The organism is Mycolicibacterium stellerae, from assembly GCF_003719305.1.
Lineage (GTDB): Bacteria > Actinomycetota > Actinomycetes > Mycobacteriales > Mycobacteriaceae > Mycobacterium > Mycobacterium stellerae.
This window is the reverse complement of record NZ_RARC01000022.1, coordinates 84,900-103,499: the sequence shown is the minus strand read 5'-3', so window position 1 is coordinate 103,499 and position 18,600 is coordinate 84,900. Positions and strand designations below refer to the sequence as shown.

Annotated in this window: 16 protein-coding genes; 12 read left to right on the top strand and 4 right to left on the bottom strand. The window is 66.6% G+C overall.

The window, feature by feature from the left end; all coding sequences use genetic code 11:
• Nucleotides 1–1,088, bottom strand: a 1,088-nt coding sequence (locus tag D6M19_RS34575; protein WP_206428612.1) for a DUF7159 family protein, incomplete at its 3' end; no start/stop codon positions are given.
• Nucleotides 1,089–1,304: 216 nt separating this feature from the next.
• Between D6M19_RS34575 and D6M19_RS23465 the strand changes: the two genes are divergently transcribed.
• The 3 genes from D6M19_RS23465 to D6M19_RS23455 are packed head-to-tail and all read left to right on the top strand — an operon-like array spanning nucleotide 1,305 to nucleotide 5,144.
• A complete protein-coding gene (locus D6M19_RS23465; protein ID WP_123027667.1) occupies nucleotides 1,305–2,900 on the top strand; it encodes an aldehyde dehydrogenase (NADP(+)) in 1,596 nt (531 codons plus the stop codon).
• Between the two features lie 25 nt (nucleotides 2,901–2,925).
• Nucleotides 2,926–3,876: a 5-dehydro-4-deoxyglucarate dehydratase gene (locus D6M19_RS23460; protein WP_234835008.1), complete on the top strand. Its 951-nt coding sequence runs from the start codon at nucleotides 2,926–2,928 to the stop codon at nucleotides 3,874–3,876.
• Nucleotides 3,877–3,878: 2 nt separating this feature from the next.
• Nucleotides 3,879–5,144, top strand: coding sequence for a glucarate dehydratase family protein (locus D6M19_RS23455; protein ID WP_123027665.1), 1,266 nt, complete (start codon nucleotides 3,879–3,881; stop codon nucleotides 5,142–5,144).
• Between the two features lie 172 nt (nucleotides 5,145–5,316).
• On the opposite strand, the gene D6M19_RS23450 is transcribed toward D6M19_RS23455, so the two are convergent.
• Entirely contained in the window at nucleotides 5,317–6,918 is a 1,602-nt protein-coding gene (locus D6M19_RS23450) for a diguanylate cyclase domain-containing protein (protein ID WP_123027664.1), read from the bottom strand.
• Nucleotides 6,919–7,026: 108 nt separating this feature from the next.
• On the opposite strand from D6M19_RS23450, the gene D6M19_RS23445 reads away from it, so the two are divergent.
• Entirely contained in the window at nucleotides 7,027–7,953 is a 927-nt protein-coding gene (locus D6M19_RS23445) for a LysR family transcriptional regulator (RefSeq protein WP_123027663.1), read from the top strand.
• 21 nt (nucleotides 7,954–7,974) lie between these two features.
• On the opposite strand, the gene D6M19_RS23440 is transcribed toward D6M19_RS23445, so the two are convergent.
• Together D6M19_RS23440 and D6M19_RS23435 are read right to left on the bottom strand one after the other, a co-directional pair.
• A complete protein-coding gene (locus D6M19_RS23440; RefSeq protein ID WP_164478652.1) occupies nucleotides 7,975–8,658 on the bottom strand; it encodes a GPP34 family phosphoprotein in 684 nt (227 codons plus the stop codon).
• Nucleotides 8,659–8,725: 67 nt separating this feature from the next.
• The gene (locus tag D6M19_RS23435; RefSeq protein ID WP_123027661.1) at nucleotides 8,726–9,715 is read right to left on the bottom strand and encodes a 2-hydroxyacid dehydrogenase; all 990 of its coding nucleotides are present in this window, start codon (nucleotides 9,713–9,715) and stop codon (nucleotides 8,726–8,728) included.
• 308 nt (nucleotides 9,716–10,023) lie between these two features.
• Between D6M19_RS23435 and D6M19_RS23430 the strand changes: the two genes are divergently transcribed.
• Genes D6M19_RS23430 through D6M19_RS23395 form a run of 8 tightly spaced genes read left to right on the top strand, consistent with a single transcriptional unit; the run spans nucleotide 10,024 to nucleotide 18,592 of the window.
• A complete protein-coding gene (locus D6M19_RS23430; protein ID WP_123027660.1) occupies nucleotides 10,024–11,610 on the top strand; it encodes an ABC transporter substrate-binding protein in 1,587 nt (528 codons plus the stop codon).
• A 22-nt stretch (nucleotides 11,611–11,632) separates the two neighbouring features.
• The gene (locus tag D6M19_RS23425) at nucleotides 11,633–12,562 is read left to right on the top strand and encodes an ABC transporter permease (RefSeq protein ID WP_123027659.1); all 930 of its coding nucleotides are present in this window, start codon (nucleotides 11,633–11,635) and stop codon (nucleotides 12,560–12,562) included.
• Between the two features lie 14 nt (nucleotides 12,563–12,576).
• Complete coding sequence (locus D6M19_RS23420; RefSeq protein WP_123027658.1) at nucleotides 12,577–13,560, top strand: ABC transporter permease; 984 nt, start codon at nucleotides 12,577–12,579, stop codon at nucleotides 13,558–13,560.
• Entirely contained in the window at nucleotides 13,560–14,675 is a 1,116-nt protein-coding gene (locus tag D6M19_RS23415) for an ABC transporter ATP-binding protein (RefSeq protein ID WP_123027657.1), read from the top strand. Before D6M19_RS23420 ends, D6M19_RS23415 begins: the two co-directional genes overlap by 1 nt.
• Nucleotides 14,668–15,672, top strand: a complete 1,005-nt coding sequence (locus D6M19_RS23410) for an ABC transporter ATP-binding protein (protein ID WP_123027656.1) — start codon at nucleotides 14,668–14,670, stop codon at nucleotides 15,670–15,672. Before D6M19_RS23415 ends, D6M19_RS23410 begins: the two co-directional genes overlap by 8 nt.
• Entirely contained in the window at nucleotides 15,624–16,397 is a 774-nt protein-coding gene (locus D6M19_RS23405; RefSeq protein WP_164478651.1) for a sulfite exporter TauE/SafE family protein, read from the top strand. The genes D6M19_RS23410 and D6M19_RS23405 overlap by 49 nt, the downstream gene beginning before the upstream one ends.
• A 1-nt stretch (nucleotide 16,398) precedes the next feature.
• Nucleotides 16,399–17,238 (top strand): IclR family transcriptional regulator, encoded by an 840-nt coding sequence (locus D6M19_RS23400; protein ID WP_123027654.1) that lies wholly within the window; start codon nucleotides 16,399–16,401, stop codon nucleotides 17,236–17,238.
• Between the two features lie 16 nt (nucleotides 17,239–17,254).
• Entirely contained in the window at nucleotides 17,255–18,592 is a 1,338-nt protein-coding gene (locus D6M19_RS23395) for an enolase C-terminal domain-like protein (protein WP_123027653.1), read from the top strand.
• Nucleotides 18,593–18,600 lie beyond the last annotated feature (8 nt).

The following is an 18,600-nucleotide window of genomic DNA, read 5'->3' as shown; positions in this document are numbered from 1 at the left end:
GACGGCTCAGAGGTGCGGGTGCGAGGGCGGCGGTAAGCAGTGGGGGGCGGGCTGCACGAGCGGGTGGCGGGCGGGCGAGGGGGTGAGGCGCGGGGGGGCGCCGGCGCCGGCGGGGCGGCCACCATCGTCTGCGCGACGGGCGGAGCGGCGGGCTCGGGAGGCGCGGGGCGTGCCGCGGGTGCGGGCTTCGCGACCGGGGGCTGTTCCACCTTGGGCGCGGCCATCGCGGCCCTGGCCTTCGACGGCACCGGCGTCTCCTTGAGCTGCTCGCCGGTGGCGCTGGCGTTCTTGGTCTCGGATGGCGGATCGGACGTCGCCTGCAGGCCGAGGACCACCGACAGCGAGATCACCAGGGTGACGCCCGCGGCGACGAGGACAGACGCCAACACGCTGGTCCTCGACATCCCGCGCAGCCGCATCATCGCCGTCGGGCCGCCGGCCAGCGAATTCACCGCCATGGCCGACGCCACCGCGGCACCGCGGGACATGGCCATATCGGCTTCCGCCGAGGAGATCACCGGGGCCGCCGCAACGGTGTCCATCGAGGCGACAATCGGGTCGAGGTCGGCCGAGCCGACCACGAAGATGGCGTCCAACTGGCGGTCGTTAAGGTCAAGGGCGATCACGCTGGCGGCCAGCTCGACGTCGTCGGGAAGGTTCTGCGGCTCGGCGGTCACCCCGTCGGCGTTCACCACCGCGACCATCGTGTAGCCGGGTTCGAAGACGCAGACGGCGACATTTTCGTATCCGCCGATGTCGGCGATGCCGCTCGCCAACGCCTCGGCGGCCTCTGACTCCGAGACGGAGATGGCGTTGTGCACGCCCCTGTCCTGCAACGCCTCGACGATCGGGCCCGCGATCGGCTCCCCTGCCGGAGTCCACGTAACACCGACGGCATGCACGCCGTTCTCGACGACCGCCTCATTGGCGTCCAGCAACACCGTGAGCAGGGCTTCGGCGTCGAATTCCACACCCTCGACGATGTCGAGCGCACCGCGGTCGACGGCATCGCCATCGCCGGTCACGCCTTCGACGAGCACCCACCGGACGGCCGTCGAGGTGACCGACAGACCGAGTACCAGGTCCATTCGCTATCCCCCTCTGCCTTACATCCGCGTCAAACACTACCGCCGCGGCCTGTCTGTGGACATACAGCGAGTTAGCGGGCGGCCCGCAACCGGTCAGCTATTAATCCAACTAATGCATCAGTCATGCCTTAAATGGTCTTGGACAAGCATGGATGTCGCTTCTACCGTTGAGGCCAGACCACCGACCAACACCGACCTTTCAAGGCCGAGGACAACATGACTTCCACCATGCCCGACACTGCGCTGACGGGACAGATGCTCATTGCCGGTGAACCGGTTCGGGGTTCGGGGAAACAGATCCGCGCCTTCGATCCGACCGCAGGCCAGGAGCTCGAGCCCGCCTATTCTTATGGCGACGCGTCCGACGTCGACGCCGCATGCGCGGCCGCAGCGGCCGCCTTCGCCGAGTACCGATCCACGACCTCCGAGCAGCGCGCCGGATTCCTCGAAGCGATCGCCACCAATCTCGAGGCCGCCAAGGACGTCATCGTCGAGCGCGCAGTCGTCGAAAGTGGACTGCCGCAGGCCCGTCTCACCGGCGAGGTCGGCCGCACGACCGGACAGCTTCGGCTGTTTGCCGGCGTCCTACGTGAGGGCAGCTGGAACGAGGCCCGCATCGACCCGGCGCTGCCCGACCGAAGCCCGTTGCCCCGGCCCGACATTCGCCAGCGGTCGATCCCTCTCGGCCCTGTCGCCGTATTCGGCGCCAGCAACTTCCCGCTGGCGTTCTCTGTCGCGGGCGGTGACACCGCATCGGCGCTCGCCGCGGGATGTCCCGTCGTCGTGAAGGCGCACGACGCCCACCCCGGTACGTCCGAACTCGTCGGCCGCGCCATCACCGACGCGGTCGCCACCGCAGGCCTGCCCGCAGGCACCTTCTCGCTGCTGTACGGATACGGGCCCGAACTGGGTGTCGCGCTGGTAACCGATCGACGCATCAAGGCCGTCGGCTTCACCGGATCCCGTTCCGGCGGAATGGCACTCGTCGCCGCGGCGGCCGGTCGACCCGAGCCGATCCCGGTCTACGCCGAGATGAGCTCGATCAACCCGGTGTTCCTGCTCGACGGCGCACTGGCAAACCGCGGCGACGACCTGGGTCGCGCATTCGTCAACTCGCTCACGCTCGGCTCGGGGCAGTTCTGCACCAACCCCGGCCTGGTTGTCGCCGCCGACGGACACGGACTCGACGCATTCATCACCGCGGCACGCGACGCGCTCGAGCAGTCATCGGCCACGCCGATGTTGACCCCCGGCATCGCAAGTGCGTTCGCCGCCGGCGTCGCCCGGCTCACCGAAGAAGCCGACCTGATCGGCCGCGGCGAAGCGAACGACAGCCAGACAACTTGTCGTGCGGCACTTTTCGCGATCGACGCCAAGAGCTTCCTTGACTCCGAGACGTTGCAGGCCGAGGTTTTCGGCTCCTCCAGCCTGATCGTCCGCTGCGCCGACGCCGCCCAGATGCGGACGGTCGCCGAGAGCATCGAAGGCCAGCTCACCGCGACGGTGCACGCAGATGAGTCCGACCACGACGACGCCGGTAAGCTTCTGCCGCTCCTCGAACTGAAGGCGGGCCGGATCCTGTTCGACGGCTGGCCCACCGGTGTCGAGGTCTGCAACGCAATGGTGCACGGTGGCCCGTCACCCGCAACGTCGGATTCGCGCGCCACGTCGGTCGGTGCGCGCGCGATCGAACGCTTCCTACGGCCCGTCTGCTACCAGGATGTGCCGAAGTCCTTACTGCCCAGCGCAATCGCTGACGGCAACCCCGACAACCTGTGGCGGCGCATCGACGGCCGACTCCAGCAGGACTGACCCAACCACTCACCAAGGAGTCGTTTTGACCGCCCCAACGTGCCCTGCCTTCGAGGGAGTTCTGTTCTTCCCCGTAACCCCGTTCACGGAAGCCGGTGAGGTCGACCTGGACGCATTGTCGCGTCACATCGCCAGCGGTGTCGATGCGGGTCCCGGCGGAGTCTTCATCGCCTGCGGCACAGGCGAATTCCACGCTCTCGAGCTGCAGGAGTTCGGCCCCATCGTGCGCACCGCCGTCGAGGTCGTCGCCGGTCGCGTGCCCGTCTACGCCGGTGCAGGCGGCTCGGTTGCACAGGCCAAGCAGTTCGCCGTGGCCGCCAAGGAGGCAGGAGCCGACGGCCTGCTGCTGCTGCCCCCGTATCTCGTCGAGATGCCGCAGGCGGGCCTCGTTGCCTACGTCCGCGATGTCGCCGGCGCCTCCGATCTACCCGTCATCGTCTACAACCGCAACAACGCCCGTTTCATCGAGGCATCCGCGATCGCCGTCTCGAAGATTTCGAACGTCATCGGATTCAAAGATGGCACAGGCGATCTCGATAACGTCGCGCGCATCGTGCATGCGGTCACAAACGCCATGAAGGGTGAGGCCAAGGACTTCCTGTTCTTCAACGGCATGCCAACCGCCGAGACCACCCAGCAGGCTTACCGCGCCGTCGGCGTCCCGCTGTACTCGTCGGCGACGTTCGCCTTCGCGCCCGACCTCGCGCTCGCCTTCTACAATGCGCTCGAAACCGGCAACGCGGAACTGACCACCGCCCTGCTGCGGGAGTTCTTCCACCCGCTCGTCCGGCTGCGCGACACGGTGCCCGGCTACGCGGTATCGCTCGTCAAGGCCGGCGTCACGTTCGAGGGCATACCGGCCGGACCGGTCCGGCCGCCGCTGATCATGCCGACCTCCGATGACCTCACCAAATTGCGCTCGATCATCGACGCGGGACGCGCCGTGCTCGCCGCGGCGCTCGCCCAGGCGCGCTAGCGATGGCGCCGAGCCCTATCCGCATCACCGGCGCCCGCATCACCCCGATCGCGTTTGTCGACCCACCGCTGCTCAACGCCGTCGGCGTGCACGAGCCCTATGCGCTTCGCGCCATCATTGCGCTTGACACCGATGCCGGTCTGGTGGGGCTAGGCGAGACCTACGCCGACCAGACGCACCTGGCAAGGCTTGAAGCCGCCGCCGACGCCATCGCAGGTCTGGACGTCTTCGCGCTCAACATGATTCGCGCCGCCATCGACGAGCGGCTGCGCGGCGATTCCCGCGCCGTCGGTACCGCCGGGATGATCACCACCGCCAGCGCGGTCGACCAGGTGCTGTCGCCGTTCGAGGTCGCCTGCCTCGACGTACAGGGCCACGCGACCGGCAGGCCGGTGTCGGATCTGCTCGGCGGCAAGGTGCGCGACACCGTGCCGTTCAGCGCCTACCTCTTCTACAAGTGGGCAGGCCATCCCGGCGGCGCGCCCGACGCGTTCGGCGAGGCCGTCGACCCCGACGGCATCGTCGCGCAGGCACGCCGCATCATCGACGAATACGGCTTCACCGCAATCAAACTCAAGGGCGGCGTCTTTGCGCCCGAGGAGGAGATGGCGGCGATCGAAGCGCTGCACGCGGCCTTCCCCGGCCATCCGCTGCGTCTGGACCCCAACGCCGCCTGGACGCCGCAGACGTCGGTCAAGGTGGCGTCGGGTCTGGCAGGCATCCTCGAATACCTCGAGGATCCGACGCCCGGCCTCGACGGGATGGCCGAAGTCGCCCGGCAGGCGCCGATGCCGCTGGCGACGAATATGTGCGTCGTCGCTTTCGGCCATCTCGCACCCGCTGTCGCCAAGGATTCGGTGCAAGTGGTGCTTTCTGACCACCACTACTGGGGTGGCCTGCACCGCTCGCGCATGCTGGCCGGTATCTGCGACACGTTCGGTCTCGGGCTGTCCATGCACTCCAATTCGCATATGGGCATCAGCCTGGCCGCGATGGTGCACCTTGCGGGCGCCACTCCGAACCTCACCTACGCCTGCGACACCCATTGGCCGTGGAAGACCGAGGAAATCGTCAAGCCGGGCGCTCTGGAGTTCGTCGACGGCTCGGTGGCGGTGCCGACGACGCCCGGTCTCGGCGTCGAGCTCGACGAGAACGCGCTGGCCGCACTGCACGAGCAATACCTGCGCTGCGGCATCCGTGACCGCGACGACACCGGGTACATGAAGACCATCGATCCCGGCTACGAGGCGGTCAGCCCGCGCTGGTAGCGCATAGCGCACTGGCCCGACATTCCACGCCATATAGCGCCATATTGATGGCGAATCGCTCGGAACATCCCTGGCCATCCATTGACCGTCCGTTGGACACGGCTACATTTTTCTGAGCGGCCCGACGGCGGTACCCATCGAGTTCGCTCGTGCGTAGCCACCGGAGTTCGGCTCAGCCGCCGCCCTGGCTTCGGCGGGCACGCTTGGCCTCGTACATCGCAAGGTCCGCGTCGCGCAGTATCTCGTCGGCCGTCCGGTTGTCACCGGGATGCACCTCGAGGACCCCGATGCTGGCACCGATCGGCAGGTTCGTCGCACCGATGCTCGCGGGCGTATCGAGCTCGAGGCGCAGCCGCTCTACCATCTCGTCGAGTTCACCCTTGGTGACCTCACGGCAGACCAGCACGACGAACTCGTCGCCGCCCAGCCGTCCCGCGACGTCCTCAGGCGCCACCACGCGACGCAGACAGGCCGCGACCGCCCGCAGCAGGTCGTCGCCCGCGGTGTGACCGTGAGTGTCGTTCGTCGACTTGAGGTCGTCGATGTCGATGAACAGGACCGCACGCAACCGGTCGCCGTCGTCGGGCGCCGCGAGCGCCCTCCTGAGCCTGCGCAGAACAGAAACCCGGTTCGGCAGCTCCGTCAACGCGTCATGCCTGGCGTAGAACAACACCCTGTCGGCGGCGTTGCGTTCAGCGGTGACATCGGTGAACGACATCAGCATGTCGGACTGCCCGGGCATTTCGGGGTCGAGGAGTCGGCAGCTGGACAACAGCCAGGAACGTTCGCGGCCGAGCTGGTCGAAACCGAACACCTGGTTGGAAAAGGGCACACCGGTCCGCAGCACAGCGCGAGCGGGTCGCACGTCCGGCGGGATGTTCACGCCGTCGGAGTCATAAAACGGGAATTGATCTGTAAGCGCGAAAAAATCCGCCCCTATGTACTCGGGTCCCACGCCCATGATCTGAAAGGCAGCCGGGTTGATCGATTTGATGCGCCCGTCCTTGTCGATCAGGATGACGGCTTGGGTCATCGACTCCACGATCGCTTCGAACTGCTTCTCTGCGCGGTGCAGAGCGGTCAGATCGCAACAGACGAACACGTATCCGTTCTCCATGGTCGCGGCCGACACGCGCACGTCCAGCGGCGCGCCGTCGGTGGAGCGGTGGGTGCAGTGCACGACTCCCCCCGACTCGACGATCGTGATGGGATCCACTGCAGCGCCGACCAATTCGCTGATCAGATTGCCGATCGCCTCGTCGGCGGGCCGCCCGTAGATAGCTTCGGCTGCGGGATTCCAACTGGTCACCACGCCCGTCGGCGTCGTACCGATGATGGCATCGCTGACGTTAGTGACGAGCGCGGCCTGGTACCGCAGCGTGACATCGGCGGCATGCCGCGCGCTGACGTCGCGGGTGATCACCTGGTGGGCGAGTCCGTCCTCCCAGACCATCAGCACGACGACGATCTCGACGGGCAGCAGTGTGCCGTCGACCCGGATCATCTGCGCCTGATAGTGGGGCGAGCAGTCACCGGGCTCACGCAGCGCAGCGACACCAGCCCGCATCGGTGGAACCGAATCGGCGGTGACAAAGTCGGTGATCGGACGACCGGTGATCTCATCGGGTGAGTTCGCGAGCATCAGCCGAACACCGGCGTCGTTGACGAAGACAACGCGGCCGTCCTTGTGCACGCAGATCCCATCGGGACTGCGTTCGACCAATCGGCGATAGCGATCTTCGGCCAGCGCGTGACCGGGATGCCGATCATCCACCCCGCAAAGCTACCGGCTCGCCGGAAAGCACGGCACGCGATTACCCCATCATTAGACTGATACATACGTTTCACATAGAAAACGCCCAGCTATGCGCGGAGTGAATCAGTGTTATCCCTAGCGAGGCTGTCCTGTTTCGTCGCCGTGGCCGAGGAACTCCACTTTGGGCGGGCCGCCGAGCGGCTGCATATGACCCAGCCGCCGCTGAGTCGTCAGATTCAACAGCTGGAGAGCGAACTCGGCGTACAGCTAATCGAGCGCAGCACGCGGGCCGTCACCCTGACACCGGCCGGAGTGGCCTTCCTGCCCGACGCCCGCAGAATCCTGCAACTGGCCGAGGGCGCAGCGCAGACGGTCAAGCGCATACCCGCGGGCGATCTCGGCACCGTCGTCATCGGCTTCACGGCAGCGTCCGCGCATGTCGTCTTGCCGCGGCTGCTGGGAGCGGCCAGAGAAAAGCTGCCCGACGTGAAACTGGATCTACGCGAGATGGTCACCGCCGTTCAGCTCGAGGGCCTGATGACGGGCGAGGTGGACCTTGGCATGGCGCGGCCGCCGGTGAGGCGCCCCGGTCTGGTGTCGCGACCGCTGCTGCACGAGCAGCTGATCGCCGCTCTGCCGGAGGCTCATCCGTTGGTGGGGCTCGGACGGCAGCTCACGTTGAACGACCTCGACGGTCAGGACGTCATCATGTACTCGCCGGTGCAGGCCCGCTATTTCAACGAGTTGCTCATCAGCACCTTCACCATCGCAGGCGCGACGCCGCGCTATGTGCAGACCGTGACGCAGGTGCACACCATGCTGGTGTTGGTGCGGTCCGGCATCGGCATGGCGCTGGTCCCCGCGTCGGCGGCCACCCTGCATCCAGAGGGTGTCGTGTTCCGCTCGATCGGTGCATTCCGCGAGCGACCCGTGGAACTCGATGCGGTGTGGCGCGGCGACAGCACCAACCCAGCACTTCTGCGTCTGCTCAGAGACGTTCTCCCGCAACGCGAATGGACGACCGATGACCTGGTCGAGGACGTGGTCGGCTAGCGGCGTCTGATGACACTTTGATCAGATTCCGCCGCCGCAACCTCCACCTCCGCAACCTCCACCCCCACCGCCCATTCGCGACGAGTAACGAATGTGGATCGCCTGGTACAGGCCGAGGATGGGTTCGATTGCGGCAAGCGTCATTTCGCGCAGCCGATCGCGGTGATTCGCGTGACCTGTGAAAGCCGAAACCACGGCCAGCTGCGCCTGTACTGCGATCAGACCCACGGCGAGCGATCTCGGTTCGACCGCTCGGTTCTCTAGGATGTCGCGGAGCGTGTCGGTGACCCGATGGGCCAAGCCGCCTACCAGGTCGTCGTCGTAGACCTCGAACCTGGCAGGAACGATTCCCACCATCCGACGGCGCTGCCCGTGGATCCAGCCGACCGCTGCGAGCTGGTGATGGACGTCCTGGCAGGTTCGGTTGCCGCTGGAAACCAGCTGAGACCAACCCTGCCCCGCGGCACGGTTCAACATGTCGTTGAGCACCGGATCATCGTGGCGCGTCTTCAATCGGCACGCCTCACCGTTGCGGTCCTCGATGTATCCGGTGAGATGCAGATCGGTCAACATGGCCGAACGCAGTGCGAACTCGAACCGCCACTGCTTGTTCCAACCACTGTTGCAGTCGAATTGGAACTGCCTGCGCTTCTTGTCATACGCCAGCAGGTACAGCTGACCATGCAGCGTCTGCGGTAGCTCCACCGGGATCTCCTTCCGGCGAGGAGTGGTTGCCCGATTATCGTCCTTCAGACGTCGATATGAGTGCGATCTACCCAGAAGCTTTCGCAGGCATCGGCACCGGGGTCACCAGCGCACCAGTCGCCAGGAAGCTCTCGAGGTTGCGTAGCGTGAGCGCCTCCATCGCAGCACGCGTCTGCACCGTGCCGCTGCCCACGTGCGGCAGGACGACGACGTTGTCCATCGCCGACAACTCCTCCGGCACGTTCGGCTCGTCGGCGAAGACGTCCAGTCCCGCACCAGCCAGGCGGCCGGCTCGAAGCGCCTCAACCAACGCTTCCTCGTCGACCACGCTCCCACGTGCGATGTTCACCAGGTATCCGTCGACGCCGAGCGCAGCGATCACCTTGCGGTCGACCAGCTTTCGCGTACCGGGTCCACCTGCAGCAGCGACGACCAGAACATCGACCCGCCCTGCCAGCTCCTCGGCCGACGACACGTACTCGAACGGTGAGTCGTCGATCCTGTGCCGGTTGTGGTAAGAGATGGTGCAACCAAAGGCAATGAGTCGCTTGGCGATTGCGCTTCCGATCCGGCCAAGGCCGATGATCCCCACCCGCGTGTTACTCACCTGACGTGTCAACGGGTACATCCCGTCGACAGGCCAACGGCCGGCCCGCACGTAACGGTCGGCCGCCGAGAACTGTCGCATCACATCGATCATCAGGCCGACGGCGGTGTCGGCCACGCAGTCGGTCAACACGTCCGGCGTGTTGCTGACGGCGACCCCTCGTTCTGCGGCGGCGTCCACATCGGTCGTGTCGTATCCGACTCCGAAGTTCACGATGGCGCCGAGCTTGGGCAACGCCGACATCAAACCGGCGTCGACGCCGGTTCGGCCCGAGGTCACCACCGCCGTGATCTCCTGGCCGTGGGTGGACAGAAACTCCCCACGACCGTCGGCCTCATCGGGCAGCACATACGCCGCGTAGTCGTCACGAAGGATCTGCGCCAGCGACGACTTCAGCGGCCCGACCTGTAGGACGGTCCCACCGTGCGGGCTGCGGGGTGAGGTACTCATGTTGCGACCACGGTACGGCGACCTGCGAATACCCGTCCAACATTGAATTAGCATCGACTGATACCTAAGCGGCATGGCTAGCCGATTCATCCCACCGCGAAGGTATCGAGGGTTAGGTCAATTGGTCGAAATGACTGGTCACGGCGTATGTAGCCAGCCCTAATTCGACCGCTGCCGCGTCGCCGACGGTGCCGATTTGGCCTATTCGCCGGGGTTGACGGCCGAGATGCCGCGTTCTTAGCTTGTGTCTGCGATCACACGTCTCATCCACATACGTAGACGTCACAACTGCAGTTCCGGGAGGATCCATGAGCCCCGCAGCACACACTCCGCGGCGCCGCACCGCAGTGGCCGCTGCCGTCGCGATCGCGGGAATCACCCTCGCCTCGACCGGGTGCACGGTCGCCAACTCACGCCACGGTGGATACGACCCCAACACCCTGCGCATCGTTCTGCAGCAGGAGCCGCCCACCCTCGAGCCCTGTGAGAGCTCGCTGACCTCCACCGGAATCGTGGTCCGGTCCAACATCACCGAGCCCCTGATCGAGCGTGACCCCAACTCCGGCGACCTGCAGCCGCTGCTGGCCGACAAGTGGCGCCAGACGTCCCCCGACGAATGGGAGTTCGACATCCGCAAGGGCGTGACGTTCTCCGACGGCACCCCGTTCACCGCGCAGGACGCCGCCTTCTCGATCGACCGCGCCGTCAACTCCGACCTGAACTGCAATGTCGACGGCTATGTGTTCGGCGACGACCCGCTTGACCTGTCCACACCGAACGACACCACCCTCGTCGTCCGCACCAAGACTCCGGATCCGATTCTCCCGCTGCGTATCTCGTTTGTCGAGATCGTGCCGCGCGGCACCAGCATGACCGAGAAGGTGCGCGAGCCGATCGGCACCGGGCCCTACGCGATCGACGACTGGGAGTACGGGCAGAAGCTGATCCTCAGGCGCAACGACACCTACTGGGGTAAGAAGCCGGCGTTCGCCCACGCCGAATACCAGTGGCGCAGCGAAGGCAGCGTCCGCGCCGCGATGATCACCAACGACGAAACCGACATCGCCACCGGGCTCGGCCCCGAGGACGGGGCAGGCGACCTCGGCGTTCCGTTCCAGAACAACGAGACCACCGCCCTGCGCATGCAGGCCACCGAGGCACCGCTGAACGATATGCGGGTACGGCAGGCCATCAACTACGCCGTCAACCGCGAGGGCATCGTCAAGGCCCTCTTCCGCGGCCTGGGAGAGCCTGCGTCTCAACTGATTCCATCCGGCGTGGTCGGATACAACGACCAACTGCAGCTGTGGCCACACGACGCCGAGAAGGCCAAGCAGCTCGTCGCCGAGGCCAAGGCCGACGGCGTTCCCGTCGACAAGCAGATCCGGCTGATCGGCCGCACCGCCCAGTTCCCGAACATCAGCGAGACCATCGAGGTGCTGCAGAGCGAGTTCGCCGACATCGGACTCAACGTCAAGATCGAGATGATGGACACCTCCAACCAGCTGCTGTATCAGCTGCGGCCGTTCCCGGAGGGCGCAGGCCCGTACCTGCTGATGATCATGCACGGCAACCAGGCCGGTGATGCCGCGTTCACCATGGATCAGTACATGCTCAGCGACGGGCCCCAAGCCGCCTACGGCACACCGGAATTCGACAAGAGGATCCGGGCCGCCGAAGCGTTGACAGGGCAGCAGCGCCAAGACGCCTTCGCCAAGCTCTTCGCTGAGGAGCCGAAGGAGACCATGCAGATGGCTTACCTCGCGCACATGCAGGGCATCCTCGGCAAGTCGGCGCGCGTCGACTACACACCCAACTCCGCCACCGGAGACGAAATGCGGTTGGCCGAGATGACACCCGCCCAAACCGGCGCCGACCGCTCCGACCAGTCCTAGAGAGTTCCGGAGGCCATCGCCCATGTTCCCGTTCGTTCGGCGCCGGATGTACACCAGCGCACTGCCGTTGATCATCGTGTTGCTTGGCGTGTTCCTGCTCGCCCGGCTCACCGGTGATCCCACCAACCTGTACCTGCCTGAGTCGGCGACCCCCGAGCAGCGCGCGCAGTTCGCCGCCCAGAACGGCTTCGACCAGCCGGTCTGGACCCAGCTCGTCGACTACTTCAAAGGCGTCATCCACCTCGACTTCGGCACCTCGCTGCGCACCGGCGAGCCCGCATCAGAGATGGCGCTGCGGGCCTTCCCCGCCACCCTCCAATTAGCCATCACCACAATGCTTCTGGCGATCGTCCTCGCCGTCGTCATCGGCTGCTGGGCCGCCTACCGGCCCAACTCGCTGGCCGACCGGTTCTCCAGCCTGCTGTCCATGACCGCCGCCAGCATCCCCGACTTCTGGTTCGCGATCACCGGTGTCTGGCTGTTCGCCGTCCTGCTCGGCGTGCTGCCCACCTCCGGTGTCGACAGCGGCATCCTGTCGTGGATCCTGCCGATCGCCACCCTGATGATCCGCCCGCTCGGCGTGCTCACCCAGGTGGTGCGCGGCGCAATGGTTTCCGCGCTTTCAGCGCCCTACGTCCGGCTGGCCCGCAGCAAGGGCGCAAGCGACTTTCGCGTCGTCACCCACCACGCCCTGCGCAACGCGGCGGCGCCCGCGCTGACCGTGGCGGGCGACCTGGCCGTCGGCCTGATCAACGGCGCCGTCGTCGTCGAGGCCATCTTCGGCTGGCCCGGCATCGGCAAGCTGATGATCGACGCGATCCTGCAGCGCGACTTCGCGGTGCTGCAGGCGGCGGTGCTGCTGACCGCGGTGAGCATCTTCGTCCTGAACATCATCATCGACGCCTGCTACGCGCTGCTCGACGCCCGCGTCCGCGAACCAGTCATGGCCTGAGGGAGACACGAGACATGAGCACTCAAATCGATCTGGTTCCCGTCAAACCCACGACGGCCATCGTCGGCGAGGCCGACACCGCCAGGAAGGGCCGCGGGTCGAAATGGTTCCGGCTGTTGGTCAACGACCGGGTCGCCACCGTCGCGGCCGTCATCCTCGGCGTGGTCTTCCTGACCGCGATCTTCGGCCCGATGCTCGTCGGCAACCTCGCCACGCACATCGATCTGGACAACTCCAACCAGGCGCCGTTCACGCTGTCGCACGGCTGGGCCAACGTGCTCGGCACCGATCCGCTCGGCCGCAGCATGCTCGCCAGGCTGATCGTCGCCTGCCAGACCACCTTGTCCGTCGCGATACCCGCGGTCGTCATCTCCGGCGTCGTCGGCTCGGCGATCGGCATGTGGGCCGGTTACTACCGCGGCTGGCGTGAGACCGTCGCGATGCGGGTCGCCGACGTCATCATGAGCTTCCCGTCACTGCTGCTGGCCGTCGTCGTCCTCTACGTGTTCTCGCCCAGCGCCGCAAACATCGTTGCAGTGCTGGCGATCACCCGCATCCCGGTGTACCTGCGTACCGCCAGGGCCGAGTCCGCCGAACTGCAGAGCCGGCTGTTCGTCGACGCCGCCCGCACCTTCGGCGCCAGCGCACGGTCGATCATCTGGCGCCACGTCCTACCGATTGTGCTGCCGACGCTGCTGACCGTCGCGACGCTGGACTTCTGCTACGTCATGCTGGCGGAGTCCTCGCTGAGCTTCCTCGGCATCGGGATTCAGCCGCCCGACATCAGCTGGGGCCTGATGGTCTCGCAGGGCCGCACGTACCTGCACACCGCCTGGTGGCTGTCGTTCTTCCCCGGCGTGGCCATCGTCATCACCACGGTGTCGGCCACCATCCTGGCCGCCTGGGCCCGCATCGCCACCGATCCAGGGCAGCGCTGGCGTCTCACCGTCCCGCAGAAACGGCTGTCCAAGTTCACCAAGACCACGAAGGCACTGTGATGACCGCTGTCATTGACCATCAGGCTCATACCGACCAGGTAGACGCCGACCCCGTGCTCGACGTCGAAGGCATGAGCGTCGAGATCCGCACCATCACCGGTGTTGTGCGGGCCGTCAACGAGGTGAGCTTCCAGGCCCGCCGCGGTGAAACACTCGCGCTGCTCGGTGAATCCGGCTGCGGCAAGTCGATGACGGCCACCGCACTGGTCGGCCTGCTCGAGCCCGTTGCCGACATCGTCAGCGGCACGGCCACCCTCGGCGATGTCGAGATCCTCAACGCGAGCCGCAAGAAGCGGCGCGAGATCGCGGGCACCGAACTCGCCATCGTCTTCCAGGACGCGCTGACCGCGCTCAACCCGCTCTACACCGTCGGAACCCAACTGGCCGAACCCTTCCTGATCCACCACGGTATGAGCGCCAAGGAGGCCAAGGCCAAGGCGATCGAGTTGATGATCCGCGTCGGCATACCGCAACCAGAGACCCGGGTGAACTCCTACCCACACCAGTTCTCGGGCGGCATGCGCCAGCGCCTGCTCATCGCGATGGCCGTCGCACTGAACCCGAGCGTGTTGATCGCCGACGAGCCCACCACCGCGCTCGACGTCACCGTTCAAGCCCAGATCATGGCCCTGCTGCGGGATCTGCGCACCGAATACCGGATGGCGGTCGTGCTGATCACCCACGACCTGGCGCTGGTCGCCGAGGAAGCCGACCGCGTCGCCGTCATGTACGCAGGCAACATCGTCGAAACCGGACCGGTGGCAGAGGTTTTCGCCAACCCGCAGCACCCCTACACCAAGGGTCTGCTGAACTCGGTTCCCGTGCACGCCAGACGCGGCGACGAGCTCAAGTCCATCGGCGGCTCGCCTCCCGACCTGCACGCGATCCCGCAGGGCTGCGTCTATCAGGCGCGCTGTCCGCTGGCCCGCGACATCTGCGCCACCAAACGACCCACCCTCGACACCATTGCCGGCACCGCCGGCTATGCCCCAATTGCCGGCACCGCCGGCTATGCCCCAATTGCCGGCACCGCCGGCTATGCCCCAATTGCCGGCACCGCCGGCGCAAGCCGGAAGGCCGCATGCCACTTCCCAGAAGAGGTCACAAATGTCTGAGTCGGAGAACCTGCTCGAGGTCCGCGACCTTCGCAAGTCGTTCCATGTACCCAACGCAGGCAAGAAGAGACTGCAGGCGCTCGACGGCATCACCCTCGACGTCGCCCGCGGGCAGACCCTCGGCCTCGTCGGTGAGTCCGGCTGCGGAAAGTCCACGCTGGCAAGGACATTGCTCATGCTGGAGCGACCCGATTCCGGCACCGTCCGCTTCGACGGCATCGATCCGTTCAGCCTGCGGGGCAAGGACCTGCTGAAGTTCCACCGCCGCGTACAGATGGTGTTCCAGGATCCCTACGCCTCGCTCAACGCGCGAATGACGGCGGCCGACATCATCGCCGAGCCGTGGCGCAGCCACCCGGGCATGTACAAGAGCAAGCGCGATCGCGACATGCGGGTACGCGGCCTCCTCGACCTTGTCGGCCTCGGCGCGAAGGCCGCCGACAAGTACCCGCAGGAGTTCTCGGGCGGTCAGCGTCAGCGCATCGGCATCGCCCGCGCGCTGGCGCTGGACCCCGACATCATCATCTGCGACGAGCCGGTGTCCGCGCTGGACCTGTCCGTGCAGGCGCAGGTGCTCAACCTGCTCAACGATCTTCAGCAGCAGCTGCAGATCTCTTACGTGTTCATCTCGCATGACCTGTCGGTGGTCCGGCACGTCGCCGACCGGGTAGCGGTGATGTACCTCGGCCGCATCATCGAATCCGGCCCGATCGAAGCGGTTTTCGAACGACCCAACCATCCCTACACCGCGGCCCTGATGTCCGCTGCACCGACGCTGGACGGCGAACAGCGACGCGAGCGGATCCTGCTCACGGGCGAGGTGCCATCGCCGTTGAACCCGCCATCGGGATGCCGATTCCGGACCCGCTGCTGGAAAGCCACCGAGATCTGCGCGACGACAGCGCCGCCGAACGCACTCGATCTCGAGGTCGTCGGACACGCCGCCGAATGTCACCACCCCCTCCTGGAGGAGGGCAGCGTGCTGGTCGGCGCGTGACTGTCCTGGGGTATTGCATCGTGGCAAGCGCGGTCATGCTGGCATCGGCGCTGCAGGCATCGATCGGCTTCGGCATCGGGTTGCTCGCTGCCCCGATCGTCGCGCTCGTCGACCCGCGCCTCCTTCCAGGAACGCTGATCATGGTCGCAACCGTCGTCACCCTGATAGTGGTGATCCGCGAACGCGAGGACATCGACCTGCGCGGCACCGGCTGGGCGCTCGTGGGCCGCGTGCCAGGCACGATCGCCGGAGCCCTGCTGCTGGCGATGCTGCCACATCGAGCGCTGGTCATCCTGCTCGCCGCTGTCGTTCTCGGCGGTGTCGTCGTCACCAGCCTCGGCTGGATCCCGGTGGCACGCAGGCGCAATGTGGTGCTCGCAGGCGCCGCGTCCGGCGTCCTCGGCACGGCGACCGCGATCGGCGGCCCGCCGATGGCGCTTGTGTGGCAACGTAATACCGGCGCGCGGCTGCGCGGCACGATGAGCGGATTCTTCCTTGTCGGTTCGATGATGTCGATCGCCGCGCTGGCCGCCACCGGGGCGATCGACGGCCGGACGATGTGGGGGGTCGTCGTGCTTGTTCCTGCGGCGGTTGCGGGTTACCTGCTGTCGCGCCCGATGAACAAGTTCCTCGACCCGAAACGATTGCGCTGGCTGGCGATCGGCGTCTCCTCTGTGGGCGCCACGGTGCTGATCGGCCGCGAACTGCTGGCGATAGGAGGGTGACGTGACAGACGAATCCCAGTCCGATGCCTTCGCCTCAACGCCGGCATCACCCGACCTCGTGGTCCGCAAGGTCAAGTCCGCCGTACGGACGGTCGAACTGCTGGAGTACCTCGCCGCCCGGCACGACAACCCGGCAAGGCTGCGGGAGATCAGCGACGCCCTCGACATGCCGCGCAGCAGCGCCCACGCCCTACTGCGCACGCTCGTCGCGCAGGGCTGGGTGCGCTCCGATGCGTCGGGCACCCTGTTCGGTATCGGTATCCGCGCGCTGCTCGTCGGCACGAGCTACCTCGACAGCGACCCGTACCTGCCGCTCATCACCCCGTTCCTCGATGAGCTGCGTCAGGACCTCGACGAGACATTCCATCTCGGCCGGCTCGACGGCACCGACATCGTCTACCTGGCCACGCGGGAGTCCAAGCAGTACAGCAGGATTCAGAACCGGGTCGGCCGCCGGCTACCCGCCTACGCGACGGCGTTGGGTAAGTCGCTGCTTGCCGAGCGGTTCGGCGTCGAGCGCGACACGCACGTGCCCGCCGCGCTCACCCCGTTGACCACCGAGACGATCGTCGACCGAGCTGCTCTCGACGAGGTTCTCGAGGAGGTACGGGTACGCGGCTATGCCACCGACAACCAGGAGAACACAACTGGTTTGAAGTGTTTCGCCGTGGCGCTGCGCTACTGCAGCCCGCCGCAGGACGCGATCAGCGTATCGATTCCCATCGAGCGGCTTAACCCGCAGCGCGAGCAAGCGCTCGTCGACGCCATGCGTGCCACGGGCGACAAGGTGACCCGTGTGGTCCGGCCACTGGCCAACGGCGACAAGTGGTTTGCATCTTGAGCAATAGGAGAGCCCGATGAATGTTCCAACCGTCCGCGAGATGACGGTGATCCCGGTCGCCGGCCACGACAGCATGCTGTTGAACCTCAGCGGCGCTCACGGCCCGTTCTTCACCCGAAACCTGGTGATCGTCACCGACTCCGACGGCAACACCGGTGTCGGCGAGGTGCCCGGCGGAGAGCCCATCCGGCGCACGCTCGAGGATGCGCGGGCGATCGTCACCGGTCGCAGCATCGGTGATTACAACGGCGTTCTCAACGACCTCCGTCGTGCGTTCGGCGACCGCGACGCCGGCGGCCGCGGGGCGCAGACGTTCGACCTGCGGGTGGCGGTGCACGCGGTGACCGCCGTGGAGTCCGCCCTGCTCGACGTGCTCGGAAAACACCTCGACGTGCCGGTGGCGGCGCTGCTCGGGGACGGTCAGCAGCGCGACCGGGTGCAGGCGCTTGGCTACCTGTTCTATGTGGGCGACCGCACCAAGACCGATCTGGCGTACCGGTCGGCGGCCGACGAGAACGCCGACTCCGACGAGTGGCTGCGCATCCGGCACGAGGAGGCGCTGTCGCCCGAGGCGGTCGTCCGGCTCGCCGAGGCGGCCAAGGCGCGCTACGGCTTCGCAGACTTCAAACTCAAGGGCGGCGTGCTGCCCGCCCCCGACGAGGCGAAGGCGGTGATTGCGCTCGCCGACCGCTTCCCCGAAGCCCGGATCACGTTGGATCCCAACGGCGGATGGCTGCTCGACGATGCGGTGAGGACATGCCGCGAGCTGACCGACGTGCTCGCCTACGCCGAGGATCCCGTCGGCCCGGAGGGCGGATTCTCCGGGCGCGAGGTGATGGCCGAGTTCAAGCGCGCCACCGGGCTTCCGACGGCGACGAACATGATCGGCACCGACTGGCGCGAGCTCGGCCACGCGCTCCGCGCCAACGCAGTCGACATCCCGCTGGCGGATCCGCACTTCTGGACGATGGCCGGCTCGGTGCGTGTCGCGCAGCTCTGCGACGCCTGGGGGCTGACATGGGGTTCGCACTCCAACAACCACTTCGACGTATCGCTGGCGATGTTCACCCATGTCGCCGCCGCGGCGCCCGGCACCGTCACCGCCATCGACACCCACTGGATCTGGCAGGACGGTCAGCGGATCACCAAGGAGCCATACGAGATCGTCGACGGCTACCTGACGGTGCCCGATAAGCCCGGCCTCGGCGTCGAACTGGACGACGAGGCGGTCGCCGCGGCGCACGAGCGGTATCAGCGCGAGGGCCTTGGCAGCCGCGACGACGCCGCTGCCATGCAATTCCTGATTCCCGGCTGGACGTTCGACAGCAAGCGTCCAGCGCTACAACGGGATTGAAAGGAGAA